General features: G+C 61.8%; 11 protein-coding genes. 10 read left to right on the top strand and 1 reads right to left on the bottom strand.

Annotated elements, in window-relative coordinates; all coding sequences use genetic code 11:
• The first annotated feature begins 12 nt into the window (after positions 1 to 12).
• Together ACIQUG_RS17560 and fliP are read left to right on the top strand one after the other, a co-directional pair.
• Positions 13 to 507, top strand: coding sequence for a flagellar basal body-associated FliL family protein (locus tag ACIQUG_RS17560; RefSeq protein WP_402323339.1), 495 nt, complete (start codon positions 13 to 15; stop codon positions 505 to 507).
• 8 nt (positions 508 to 515) lie between these two features.
• Positions 516 to 1,253 carry a flagellar type III secretion system pore protein FliP gene (gene fliP / locus ACIQUG_RS17555; RefSeq protein WP_402323338.1) on the top strand — a complete coding sequence of 246 codons (738 nt, stop codon included), beginning with the start codon at positions 516 to 518 and terminating at the stop codon, positions 1,251 to 1,253.
• A gap of 206 nt (positions 1,254 to 1,459) precedes the next feature.
• On the opposite strand, the gene ACIQUG_RS17550 is transcribed toward fliP, so the two are convergent.
• Positions 1,460 to 3,373 carry a glycosyl transferase gene (locus tag ACIQUG_RS17550; protein WP_402323337.1) on the bottom strand — a complete coding sequence of 638 codons (1,914 nt, stop codon included), beginning with the start codon at positions 3,371 to 3,373 and terminating at the stop codon, positions 1,460 to 1,462.
• A 368-nt stretch (positions 3,374 to 3,741) separates the two neighbouring features.
• Between ACIQUG_RS17550 and ACIQUG_RS17545 the strand changes: the two genes are divergently transcribed.
• The 8 genes from ACIQUG_RS17545 (at position 3,742) to ACIQUG_RS17510 (ending at position 12,853) form a co-directional block, all read left to right on the top strand.
• Complete coding sequence (locus ACIQUG_RS17545) at positions 3,742 to 4,683, top strand: flagellin (protein WP_402323336.1); 942 nt, start codon at positions 3,742 to 3,744, stop codon at positions 4,681 to 4,683.
• A 287-nt stretch (positions 4,684 to 4,970) separates the two neighbouring features.
• The gene (locus ACIQUG_RS17540; RefSeq protein WP_402323335.1) at positions 4,971 to 5,912 is read left to right on the top strand and encodes a flagellin; all 942 of its coding nucleotides are present in this window, start codon (positions 4,971 to 4,973) and stop codon (positions 5,910 to 5,912) included.
• Between the two features lie 367 nt (positions 5,913 to 6,279).
• Complete coding sequence (locus tag ACIQUG_RS17535) at positions 6,280 to 7,254, top strand: flagellin (RefSeq protein WP_043624928.1); 975 nt, start codon at positions 6,280 to 6,282, stop codon at positions 7,252 to 7,254.
• Positions 7,255 to 7,704: 450 nt separating this feature from the next.
• Complete coding sequence (locus ACIQUG_RS17530; RefSeq protein ID WP_402323334.1) at positions 7,705 to 8,358, top strand: hypothetical protein; 654 nt, start codon at positions 7,705 to 7,707, stop codon at positions 8,356 to 8,358.
• Positions 8,355 to 9,626, top strand: a complete 1,272-nt coding sequence (locus ACIQUG_RS17525) for a MotB family protein (protein ID WP_402323333.1) — start codon at positions 8,355 to 8,357, stop codon at positions 9,624 to 9,626. Before ACIQUG_RS17530 ends, ACIQUG_RS17525 begins: the two co-directional genes overlap by 4 nt.
• A gap of 5 nt (positions 9,627 to 9,631) precedes the next feature.
• The gene (gene motC, locus ACIQUG_RS17520; protein ID WP_402323332.1) at positions 9,632 to 10,933 is read left to right on the top strand and encodes a chemotaxis protein MotC; all 1,302 of its coding nucleotides are present in this window, start codon (positions 9,632 to 9,634) and stop codon (positions 10,931 to 10,933) included.
• Complete coding sequence (locus tag ACIQUG_RS17515; RefSeq protein ID WP_402323331.1) at positions 10,930 to 12,345, top strand: flagellar hook-length control protein FliK; 1,416 nt, start codon at positions 10,930 to 10,932, stop codon at positions 12,343 to 12,345. The genes motC and ACIQUG_RS17515 overlap by 4 nt, the downstream gene beginning before the upstream one ends.
• Positions 12,296 to 12,853: a transglycosylase SLT domain-containing protein gene (locus tag ACIQUG_RS17510; protein ID WP_192448310.1), complete on the top strand. Its 558-nt coding sequence runs from the start codon at positions 12,296 to 12,298 to the stop codon at positions 12,851 to 12,853. The genes ACIQUG_RS17515 and ACIQUG_RS17510 overlap by 50 nt, the downstream gene beginning before the upstream one ends.
• Positions 12,854 to 13,077: the final 224 nt, after the last annotated feature.

The raw sequence follows: 13,077 nt of genomic DNA, 5'->3' as shown, positions 1-13,077 counted from the left end.
GGGAACGGCAAGATGGAAGAACTCGATTCCAACGCTCCGAAGCCGCCGTCGAAGGTGCTGACCATCGCGGCCATCGCCGTGCTGACGCTGCTTGCCGGTGGCGGCGGCTGGCTGGTCGGCGGCCTGCTCGCGCCACCGCCGCCAAAGGAGCAGGTGGAAGCAGCCAAGGAGCCGGCCGCCAATGCGACCGGCGAAGAGGGGCTGCCGAAGGTCGCGATCGAAGCGAATGGCGTTGTCCAGCTCGACCCGATCACCACGAACCTTGCCTATCCCTCGGAAAACTGGATCCGCCTGGAAGTGGCGCTGCAGTTCGACGGCGTGCCCGACCCGAAACTGGCCGAGCAGATCCACCAGGATATCGCCGCCTACCTGAAGACCGTCTCCCTGCAGCAGATCCAGGGACCACGCGGCTTTCAATATCTCCGGGATGACATCCAGGAGCGGGTTGACCTGCGCTCCGATGGGCGCGTAACCAATGTGATGTTCAGAACCTTCGTCATCCAATGATTCGATAAATGGTCCGGCTAGTCGCCTTTATAGTTGCCATGATGGCGATGTCCGGTATTGCCGGCGCCCAGAGCTTCCCCTCTGATATCCTGAATACGCCTGTCGACGGCTCTGCCGCTTCGTGGATCATCCGCACTTTCGGTCTTCTGACCGTGCTGTCGGTGGCCCCCGGCATCCTGATCATGGTCACCAGCTTTCCGCGCTTCGTGATCGCCTTTGCGATCCTGCGCACCGGCATGGGCTTGGCAACGACGCCGTCCAACATGATCATGGTTTCGCTGGCGCTGTTCATGACCTTCTATGTCATGGGGCCGACCTTCGATCGTGCCTGGCGGGATGGCATCGATCCGCTGATGAAGAACCAGATCACCGAGACGGAGGCGATCCCCCGGATCACCGAGCCGTTCCGCGACTTCATGCTCGCCAACACGCGCGACAAGGACCTGCAGCTCTTCATCGACATCGCCAAGGAAAAGGGCCAGACGATCGTCGTCGACGATAAAGTCGACTTGCGCGCCGTCGTGCCGGCCTTCATGATCTCGGAAATTCGCCGCGGCTTCGAAATCGGCTTCCTGATCATGCTGCCGTTCCTGGTGATCGACCTGATCGTCGCCACCATCACCATGGCCATGGGCATGATGATGCTACCGCCGACGGCGATCTCGCTGCCGTTCAAGATTCTCTTCTTCGTCTTGATCGACGGCTGGAACCTGCTCGTCGGCAGCCTGGTGCGCTCCTTCAGTTAGGTCTGCCGCGCAAACCTGCGCGGCGCGGGAACGACAGATCAAAAATTCAAAGAGGAAAGGCGTGCCCCACAGACCGCGATGGGCTCACCTTTGACGCATGACGCTCCGGATCATTCGCGTCATCGGGCGTCGCGATCTTCGAAACGGGACAACAAAAAAGGCAGCGCCGCTGCGCTGCCTTTTGTCTTTTTAGGAATTGTCGCCGTTCAGCGTTCGAACGACCCGCTGCGTGGCGGCAACGCCGGAACGTCGATGTGATCGGGTACAAGACCGCGCTTGGCGCGATCGGCCATCATTTCATAGCCCGTTTCCAGGTGCTGGCAGAAACGTTCCGCGTCGAACAGCGGCATCCGGAACCGGTTCTCGTCCAGCCTCTTACGATAGTCGGCGATCTTGTCACGGTTGTTGTAGAGCGCGACAGCTTCCTTGACGTAGTCCTCCGGTCCGGTGGCCACGAGTTCCGGCACGCCGATGGCGTTCAGCAGGCTCTCGCTCACGCGTGAAGCGAAGTTCGTGCCTTTGAAGGAGAGCACCGGCAGGCCTGCCCAGAGCTGCTCGGATGTGGTCGTGTGGCCGTTATAGGGATAGGTGTCGAGGCCGAGATCGGCGAGCGGAACGCGGTCGACGTGGTTCTGGTAGGCGAGCTTGCCGCAGATGACGATGCGCTTGGTATCGATGCCGGCGCTCTTGAACTTGGCCAGCAGATTTGTGCGTGCGTCCGCCCTGTCGCACAGCAGCCACAGCAGGCTTCCCGGCGTCTGGCGGAGAATGTCGACCCAGAGGTTGACCGTCTGAAGCGAGATCTTGCGGTTTGCGTTGAAGGAGGCAAACACAAATGCATCTTCGGGAAGGCCGACATTCTGTCGCGACATCGCCCGGGGGCGTGCGCGCTCGTAGGGATCGTTGGGCTGGTAGGTCTCCGGCAGGCGGCAGTACTTTTCATAGTAATGCGCCTTGCTGCTGTCCGGAAGCACGCACGGGTCGCCGATGATGTAGTCGAGATCGACGTTGACCGTCGTGCCTGGGAAGCCGAGCCAGCCGACCTGCACGGGAGCTGCCGCCCGGTTGAAGATCGAGACCCGGCTTTCGAGCGTATGCCCCTTCAGGTCGACGAGAATGTCGATGTTTTCCTGGCGAATGACGTGCGCGGCCTCGTCGTCGGAGAGGTCGCCGATCTCGACGATCCTGCCCCATTTTGCGCGTATGTCCTGGTCGCGCGTCGCGAGCGCGTTCTTGGTATGGCAGAAGAGGGTGACATCGAAGCGCGTCTTGTCGTGCGCCATCAACACCGCCTTCAGCAGCTTCATCGTCGCATGGTCGTCCCAGAAGTCGGCGGAAACATAGCCGATGCGGATACGCTCGCCCCAGCTGTGCGGCGCGGCGCGGCGGACTTCCGTCAGGCTGCTCGGGAACGGGTTGAGCTGCGCGCCGGCGACACGGTTGAAGCTTTCGTCGCCGCACCAGGTCGCATGATAGTAGGGCGCTTCAGCCGCAAGAATTTCGGTCTGCCCGGCTTTCAGCGCCCTCTGGATGTCGCGTTCATGCTTCTCGACTTCGGCATAGTCGTTGGCTTCGCGCGCATAGACGAGATGGGCCGACCGCAACGTGGTGTTCTTCGGGTTGTTGCGGAAGAGGTTGGCCAGCGCGTCACGATCTTGCAGGTCGTTGATCTCGGCGGTCAACAGCTTGAAGGCAAGCGCATTGTGCAGGCGGTTGGTGCTCAAGGTCAGCGGCGCCTTGAAAAGCCCGAGGATTTCCTTTTCGCCACGCTTGAGGAAAATCGAGGCGATGATGAAGGCGATCTCGGCGTCCGTCTTGGCCTTCTCCAGAAGCGGCAGTCCGATGCTCAGCGCCTCGTCCTCCTGCCCGTTTGCGAAGTAGAGCTTCATGGCGTCGGTGAGGTAATCCTCCGCACGCGAGCCGCCGGCTTCACCAGCGAGCTGGTAGGCGCGGGCCGCCTCAGCCTTGAAGCCGAGTTTTACAAGCACCTTCGCCAGAAGCACGTAGGTCTTGGTGTCGCGGTTGATCCCCATCAGCACATTCAGCTGGTTGAGCGCGTCCGTGTACTGCCCCTTCTGGTATTGCCGGGAGGCGGTCGAAAAGATGGCTTGGGCGTTCACTAAGAGCTCCGTCGAAGAGTGCGGCGACCGGCGCCGGCTTGCTAGTCCTTGTTCGAAGGCGAGTTTACTTGGGGGAGCTTGCCTCAGGCAGGAGCGAACGACCGTTGGACACATCTATCCCGGCGGCGGCGGGACTGTGTCTCCTGCATCCGAGACACCATTAAAGTCTTGTTAAGTATAAGTTATCTCGAACCAAGCTGCCTTGGGCATTTAATCAATTCGCAAGCTTTGCACGCGATAGTCCCTTTCACATGACGGGTTTGGTTTCTTCCGAGATAGTTGGAACCGAGTGGCATGAAGCCGATCCGCCATCACCGGGAAGTCCGGTATGTCCCCTAAATCGTCTAAAGTAATCAAGGGACACTCTAATGACGAGCATCATCACCAATTCTTCCGCCATGGGCGCACTCGCCACCCTGCGTTCGATCAACTCCTCGATGGAAACCACCCAGGAGCGTATTTCGTCGGGTCTGCGCGTCGGTACCGCGGCTGACAACGCTGCTTACTGGTCGATCGCGACCACCATGCGTTCGGACAACAAGGCCCTCTCGGCCGTTCAGGACGCCCTCGGCCTCGGCGCTGCCAAGACCGACGTTGCTTCGTCGGCCATGGAAAACTCCAAGGACGTCGTCGACGAAATCAAGAAGAAGCTGGTAACCGCCAGCGAGCCGGGCGTTGACAAGAGCAAGATCCAGAAGGAAATCAAGGAGCTGCAGAACCAGCTCGTGAGCATTGCCAAGTCGGCTTCCTTCTCGGGCGAAAACTGGGTTTACACCGACCCGAACAACGCTGCCGGCACGAAGTCGGTCGTTGGTTCGTTCAACCGCGACGCCAAGGGCAATGTCAGCCTGACGACGCTGCAGTACGACACCAACAAGAGCTCGCTCATCGAAGTGAACGCTTCTGGCGCCAACGTCACCAACGGCACGGGCCTGCTTTCCAGCAACATCTCGTACTCGGACGCAACCGGTGCAACCGTAGCTCTGTCCTTCAGCGTTCTGTCGCTCGACATCACCAACATGACGACCGGCGCTCTGTCGCAGGCTCTGTCGGGTGTTGACTCGGTCCTGACGCAGATGACGGACGCAGCTGCCGACCTCGGTGCGCTCAACAGCCGTATTGACCTGCAGAAGGGCTTCGTCGAAAACCTTTCGGACTCGATCGAGAAGGGCGTTGGCCGCCTCGTCGACGCCGACATGAACGAGGAATCGACCCGCCTGAAGGCACTGCAGACGCAGCAGCAGCTCGGCATCCAGGCACTGTCGATCGCCAACTCGAACTCGCAGAACATCCTGTCGCTGTTCCGTTAATCGACGGGCTGAAGGGGCGGGCCATGGCCCGCACCCGAAGCAAGACACGAAACCGCGCCTCGCAAGAGGCGCGGTTTTTCTTTGTCGCCAATGCACTGATAAAACTTCGAATAGTTTCTCCGGGTTTTAGGGTTCGTTAACCACGATGGTGTTTGTTGTAACCATCGAAACGACGGGTTGACCCGAACAGATTAGAGCGTCAGCAGGCATGAGGCTGACCGTCGTTTCCCGGTAATCCCGGAATGTCCCTTTCCATTTCATCTTTGCCAACAAGGGGCACTCAGCCAATGACAAGCATTCTGACCAACTCTTCCGCCATGGGCGCACTCGCTACCCTGCGTTCGATCAACTCCTCGATGGAAACCACCCAGGAGCGCATCTCCTCGGGCCTGCGCGTCGGTACCGCGGCTGACAACGCTGCTTACTGGTCGATCGCGACCACCATGCGTTCGGACAACAAGTCGCTCGAAGCCGTTCAGGACGCCCTCGGCCTCGGCGCTGCGAAGACCGACGTTGCTTCGTCGGCCATGGAAAACTCCAAGGACGTCGTCGACGAAATCAAGAAGAAGCTGGTTGCCGCCAGCGAGCCGGGCGTTGACAAGAGCAAGATCCAGAAGGAAATCAAGGAACTGCAGAACCAGCTCTTGAGCATTGCCAAGTCGGCTTCCTTCTCGGGCGAAAACTGGGTCTACACCGACCCGAACAACGCTGCTGGCACGAAGTCGATTGTCGGTTCGTTCAACCGCGACGCCAAGGGCAATGTCAGCCTGACGACGCTGCAGTACGACACCAACAAGAGCTCGCTCATCGAAGTGAACGCTTCTGGCGCCAACGTCACGAACGGCACGGGCCTGCTTTCCAGCAACATCTCGTACTCGGACACAACCGGTGCGACCGTAGCACTCGCCTACAGCGTCATGACGCTCGACATCACCAACATGACGACCGGCGCTCTGTCGCAGGCTCTGTCGGGTGTTGACTCGGTCCTGACGCAGATGACCGACGCAGCTGCCGACCTCGGTGCGCTCAACAGCCGTATTGACCTGCAGAAGGGCTTCGTCGAAAACCTTTCGGACTCGATCGAGAAGGGCGTTGGCCGCCTCGTCGACGCCGACATGAACGAGGAATCGACCCGCCTGAAGGCTCTGCAGACGCAGCAGCAGCTCGGCATCCAGGCACTCACGATCGCCAACACCAACTCGCAGAACATCCTGTCGCTGTTCCGTTAATCGATCGACCGAACCTGACGGGCGATCCTCGCCCGTCACCTCGAAAAGAAGCCGCACATCCCCCGTGGATCGTGCGGCTTTTTCGTTTTGCGCTCCGGTGTGCCATGGCCGCCAGGCGTCGCCGGCGTCCGTTCCAAGCGAACCGCGCCCACCTTAACGTTTCGTCCATCTTCCCTTATTTTTGTTCACCTTTGTTACCGACTTCCTAACGGTGTTAACCATTTGTTAACTATGAGATCGTTACATATTCGTTAAGAGCGAAGGGTCGCCTCCAGGGCAAAACAGGGGCGATTCGCATGATGCCAGTCCCATCGCTGCCGGTAACACTCCGGAATGTCCTTATGAATTCAATCGGGACAGGTGACCAATGACCAGCATCATGACCAACACCGCCGCCATGGCGGCTCTCCAGACTTTGCGTTCGATCAACTCCGACATGGCCGAAGTCCAGGACCGCATCTCCTCGGGCTATCGCGTGCAGACGGCCGCGGACAACGCCGCCTATTGGTCGATCGCGACCACCATGCGCTCCGACAACGCGGCGCTCTCCACCGTTCAGGACGCCCTCGGCCTCGGCGCCGCCAAGATCGACACGGCCTATGCGGCGATGAATTCCTCGATCGAGGTCGTCAGCGCGATCAAGAGCAAGCTCGTCGCGGCGAGCGAGCCGGGCGTCGACAAGCTGAAGATTGACAAGGAAATCTCCGAGCTCAAGAACCAGCTCATCTCGGCCGCACAGTCCGCATCGTTCTCCAGTGAAAACTGGCTCTATAACGCCGCCACGGCCCCGGTCGGCACGAAGTCGGTTGTCGCCTCGTTCAACCGTGACGCCAACGGCAACGTGTCGGTCACCACGCTCGACTTCGACACTTCGCAGTCAATGCTGATCGACAAGCAGAATGCGAGCCGCGGCATCCTGACCCGGAACTACGACGCGTCCCAGCTCACCTCTCCTCCCGGCACGGCGGGCGCACGCCTGTACCACCTGATCGGCGCGCCGGCGACGACGCCGATCGGCACGACGGCGGAAATCAAGCTGACCGCATCGACGACGCCTGCCGAAATGTCCGACATGATCAGCGTCGTCGAACGTATCCTCAACCAGTTGACGGATGCCGGCTCCACGCTCGGCGCCATCACCAAGCGCATCGAGCTGCAGGAAGGCTTCATCGCCAACCTGATGGATACGATCGATAAGGGCGTCGGTCGTCTGGTCGATGCCGACATGAACGAGGAATCGACGCGACTGAAGGCGCTGCAGACGCAGCAGCAACTGGGCATCCAGGCGCTCTCGATCGCCAACACCAATTCCGAAAACATCCTGCGCCTGTTCCAGCAGTAAGGCGCGGCGGCGGACAGCGGCCCGAAGCGGCCGCCGATCTGCCAAACTGAGCCCATCGCCCCGATGTGGGTGACGGCACTTTGAGTTCTGCCACGTCGTCGGTCACGGCACCCGGTGGAAACTGTTGGACCGCGCTAATTGCCCTGGCGCGGTCCAACACATTCATTTTCGCACAAGTTTGACCGAATAGCCTTCCCTCGCAGTCCTGTCGGATGACTGCCGGCCAAAATGACCTTTGCGCCGTCGCCTGCATCGGATCGTTCCGGGACCAACCGACCCCGGATCACGCCGATGTACGTCAAGAATGCTGGGTTCGCCGTATCCGACGGTCGGGCCCGAGGGAGACATGTCAGCAGTGCCAGGAGCAATGGAAGTCCGCGCCAGGGAGCGCCGCCTCTCAAGCAGATGGGGATCGCCGCATTGCCGCAGGTCCGCTGCAGGGGGCCGGCCATGAGTGCAATGCTCTCCCGCTATCTCAAGGACTTCAGCGCGCCGAAAGTCGAGCTGTCGCTGATGCCGCCGAAATATTTCCCTGATCTGGATGCCGACTATGCCGATGGCGAGCGCCTCGGCGCGAGACCAGCCATGCCGGAAATCGATATCGATGCGGAGCGTCGGAGAGCCTTTGCCGAAGGGCGGGCCGAGGCGACCGCGGAACTCGTGTTTGAACACGAAAAGCAAATTGCCGAACTCCAGGCGGCGCACGCGGCCGAACTCGAGGCGCTGACGCGGCGCTTCGAGGAGGAAACCGCGAACCGTCTGGCGCAGCGCATCGACGAAATGACCGAAGGGCTTGCTGTCGCACTCGGCGATCAGGCCGCTCGCGTGCTTGTACCGGTCATGGGCGATGCCCTCATGCAGCGCGCCGTTGCCGATATGGCGCAGATGTTGCGCCAGGGCCTTGTGGCCGGCGAAGGCTGCACCATCGTTGTCAAGGGCCCGGCGTCTCTCTTCGAGGCGCTGAAGCGCCAGCTTGGAGAAGACTTGCCGTCCCTGCGGCACGTCGAATCCGACGATGTCGATCTCGCCGTCGAGATGGATGGCACCATCCTCGTGACGCGCATGGCCGCCTGGGCCGATACAGTTCGGAAAGTTCTCGCATGAGCGACGAAAACCACCACAACGGCAAGCACGAGATCATCATCGTCAAGCGCCACAGCGGCAGCCATGACGGTCACCATGGCGGCTCCTGGAAGATCGCCTATGCCGACTTCATGACCGCAATGATGGCCTTCTTTCTCGTGATGTGGCTGATCAATGCCGCCAACGAAGAGACGAAGGCGGCGATCGCTTCCTATTTCAACCCGGTGCAATTGACCGACCAGAAGCCGGCCGAACGTGGCCTGAAGGACCCGGCCAAGGATGCGCAGGGCGAAGAAACGCAGCAGCGTTCGAAGGTCGACGGCGAGCAGGACAAGTCCGGTGGCTCGGCCAAGACCGGCGATCAGCTGACGGCGACGTCGGGCGAAGAGACGAAGTATTCCGACGCCGACTTCTTCGAAAACCCCTATTCGGTGCTTTCCGAAATCGCGCGCGAGGTCGGCCAGCAAGCCAACATCAGCGTCAAGGGTGAGGGCGGTGCGGCCCAGTCCGGCCCGGCCACCGGCGCCGATGGCGGCGAGGCCTATCGTGACCCGTTCGACCCGGACTTCTGGACCAAGCAGGTCGAAGTCAAGGACGCCGGCAACACGGCCGAAACCGTCGCTGCCCTTGCCGACAAGTCGACGGAGCCCGCAGGTGCGACGCCGACTGTCAAGAAGTCCGAGGCAGACGCGTCGGAACAGACGCCCGACGCGGCCGACAAACAGGCCGGCGACGGCAAGGACACGAACACGGGCGCTGGCAAGGACACGGCGGATGCCGCGGCCGGCGAAAAGCCGAAGGCCGAAACTGCCGCGGCCGACGCCAAGGCGCAGGCGGCCGAACTCCAGGCCGAGCTGAAGAAGCAGCTTGCCGGCGAGGCGGGCCAGCTGGCCGAGGGACTTGTCGTGACGCCTGCTGAAGGCGGCCTGATGGTAACGATCAGCGAGCGCACCGATGCGCAGATGTTTTCCATCGGTTCTGCCGTGCCGCAAAAGGAGCTGGTGCTGGCGATGGAAAAGATCGGCCATCTCCTGGCCGAGCGTCCAGGTGCCGTTGCGATCCGCGGCCATACCGACGGTCGCCCCTTCAAGGATGGCACCTATGACAACTGGCGGCTCTCCGCCGCCCGCGCCCAGAGCGCCTATTACATGCTCGTCCGTGGCGGCCTGAAGGAAGATCGCGTCAGCCAGATCAGCGGCTTCGCCGACCGGCGCCTGCAGATCCCCGGCGATCCCTACGCCCCGGGCAACCGGCGCATCGAGATCCTCCTGCAATCGGCTCCGGGTTAAGCGCCATGCTGAGACGCCTGCGAACCGCTCTGATGGCCTGCTGCGTGCTGGCGACCCCCTTTGCAGCGGGGGCTGCCAGGGCGAACGATATCGAGGAGCTCGCACCCTTCAAGATGATCCGGTCGCTGCAATATGTGCAGGACTCGGTCGTTCTTGGCGACCATTCGGCGATCGAAATGCAGCGTTTCATGCTAGGCGCGATCGACAAGCGCCTGCGTGCGGCCGACGCGACTGTCTTCCGTGATCCGCGCAACGTCGATGCGGCGCTGGTCTATGCGATGAGCGGCGGCAATCCGGAGACGTTGAAGTACCTAGCGGATCACGACGTGGCGGGGAACTTCGATTCCCGCGTCACCGACGCGCTGACGCAATATCTGAACGGCAAGGGCGGCCTGATCGTCGAGAACCTGTCCAAGGCCGCGCCTGAATACCGCAGCGCCCGCATCGGTCCCTATCTCTACCTCATCCTCGGCAATGCGACGTCGCAGCAGGATCCCGTGGGCGCGATGAAGTACTACGACTGGGCCCGTCTTGCGGCCCCGGGTACGATCATCGAAGAGGCTGCCCTGCGCCGCTCGGTCTTCCTCGCGGTTCAGGCGGGCGACGCGGACAAGGGCTTCCGCTACGCGCTGACCTATGCCCGCCGCTACCTGACGTCTCCCTATGCCAGCCAGTTTGCGGATGTCTTCGTCGAACTAGCCGTCGCCCATTTCGATGGCGAAGCGCAGGGGCGGATCTCGGAGATCCTCGGCTTCATGGACGCGCCGCGCCAGCGCGAGGTTTTCCTTCGCGTCGCTCGCCGCGCGGCGATCGCCGGCAAGCAGGAGCTTGCGAAGCTCGCCTCTGAGCGCGCCGAGGCGCTCGGCGCCGACGGTGCGGCGCAGCCGAAACTGCTCGCCAGCTTCTATGCCGGATTGGCTTCGGTGCCCTCCAACGACGTCTTCGCCGCAACGGCGAACCTGGCGGCGATTTCAGATGCGGAGCTTTCGCCGCGCGACCGCGCCCTGCGGGACGCTGCAAAGGCGGTTGCGGACGCCGTCGTTCGGCCACCTGCCGGTGAAAGCCTCACGCAAGCGTTTGTGTCTAAACCCGATAGACCGGTTGAAGCGAATGCGTCGGCCGCAAGCGAGGAAACTGGCAGCGGTATGAGCCCCTTTGGAAGCGCGCAGACCCCGGCGGTAGCGCCGACGACAGTGGCTGCATCCCGCGCTGACGAGGTGGCGGACCCGGAGCACGATGGCTTCGTGGCGAAAGGACGATCGAAGATCGACGAGATCGACGCTCTCCTCAAGGGAGATGACAAATGAGGGCTGAGGACACTCTGCGCATGCCTCCGGCGCCTGTCGGCACTGGAAGCGGACGAACGGGCGGCAAGGAACAGGCCGGTGGTGCGTCGGCCGGCGCGTTTGAAGATGCCGTGGCCAATGCCGGGCGACAGAAAAACAACGACCAGCCAGGTTCAGGCAAGGGTGGCAACGACGCCGCTGGCGGCAGCGACGCGGAGGCGGGAGCCTTGATCGACAAGGACAATATTGCCAAGGCCGCAGGCAGGGCCGCGACACGCAGCATCAGCCTCGGTCGCAACGAACAGTTCGACGAGCACGCGCTGCGCGACCATTTCCAGATGGCCGAACGCGGTGTCGGCGGCAAACGTGCCGTCGACAAGGCCGATCCGGTCAAGACGGCTGCCGTGTCCGACGATCTGGCGCAAGTGGTGGCTGATGACGAACTCGCCGAGCGCATCGCTGCCCTGACGAAGGGCGTCGGCAAGGCGTCGGCAGATCGCACCGCGGTCGATAGCGACGCCAACGCTGGCGGCGAGGGCGCAGAAGCCAAGCAGACAAAGACGGCGATGGACGATCTGCTGACGCTGCTCGGCGGGGCCCAGACGGCACAGCCTCAAGGACAGACGGCGGCCGCGCGTCAGGCAGCGGACGGCCAGACTGAAGCTGCACTGCCGGTTGCCGGTGGCAGCGAGCATAGCGTGAAAGCCGAGGCGCAGGCAGGCGAGAGCGATCCCGATCGGCTCTTCCGTTTCGCCCGGGCCGACGGCAAGGGACAGGCCGTTTCCATGAGCCTTTCGAAGGACGGTGACGCGGCGTTCGACGCCGCCCGTTCGCAGGGCTCCGCCAAGGTCGAGAACGTCACCGTCCTCGAGGCACGGCGTTATCTCGGCATCTCGATGAGCCCGAACACCAGCGCCGTGGCGGACGCCATCGCCGGCGAGGCCACCAGTTCGCTGCAGCCAAGCGCTGCACTCGCTCAGCCGGGTGCGTGGACGCAGGCCGGTAAGACGCTCAACACCCTGAAGATCCAGCTTCACCCGATCGAGCTTGGCCTCGTCACGGCCACGCTGCGCCTGAAGGACGACGAGCTGCAGGTCGAACTCAAGGTCGAGAACGGCGACGCCTTCCGGCAGTTGCGCGACGATCAGAACGATCTGGTCAAGGCGTTGCGCGCTCAGGGCTTTGCTGTCGACCAGGTGAACATCGTGTTCAACTCCAGCGGCGACACGTCGTCGGGCGGCGGCTCGCAAGCCCAGGCCCAGGCACAAGCCGGGCAACAGGGCCGAGATCGCGCCGATGGCAATGGCCAGGGACGACAGCAGCGACAGGACGACAGCCAGTCTTCGGCGGCGGAAAGGTGGGTTGGCAATGGCGGGACAGACGATGCGGCTGCCGGCACTGAGCGCTCTCGTACTGGTCACGTCTACATGTAGTGCTTTTGCGAGCGCAGACGCCGGCGTCTGCGAGCGCGAGATCATCAGCGCGGCGGCGAAGTACGATATCCCGGCCGGGATCCTCTATTCGGTCGGGCTGACCGAAACCGGCCGCAAGGGATCGCTTCAACCCTACGCGATGAACATCGAGGGCAAGGCCTATTTCGGCAGCAGCGAACAGGACGTTCTGACCCAGTTCGGCAACGCGCGGGCACAGGGCGCCAAGCTCATCGATCTCGGCTGCATGCAGATCAACTATTACTTCCATGGCGAGCATTTCAGCTCGCCGCAGGAGATGCTTGACCCGCAGAAGAATGTCGAATATGCCGCACGCTTCCTGGCCAACCTCCATGCGAGGCACGAGACCTGGACGATGGCCGTTGCGCGCTATCACGCGGGCCCGAACAACGACCCGGCGCAGAAGAAATATGTCTGCCGGGTGATCGCGAATCTCGTCGCGACCGGCTACGGCAAGTGGACGCCGAACGCCACGCAGTTTTGCCAATAAGCAACCAAAAATTGTATTAGCATCCGGTTTGCCGCATTGTGGCGACAATGCGCGGACAATGTGACCGCAAGCGATTTGTCGTAGTCCGTTAACTTTTCCACATTATTTTAGTATCGCTTCGGGGTGGGTGCCACTAGATATAGATCAAATCGGCGAAACATGGTTAATCAATTATTAATTCCACCCAGTAACTTCCTCTAGTTGTTCATGAATCCCTCGATTCG

The sequence above is a fragment of the Ensifer sp. NPDC090286 genome (assembly GCF_044769565.1).
GTDB lineage: Bacteria > Pseudomonadota > Alphaproteobacteria > Rhizobiales > Rhizobiaceae > Ensifer.
The sequence above is the reverse complement of the archived record's forward strand: the minus strand, read 5'-3'. Positions and strand labels throughout refer to the sequence as shown.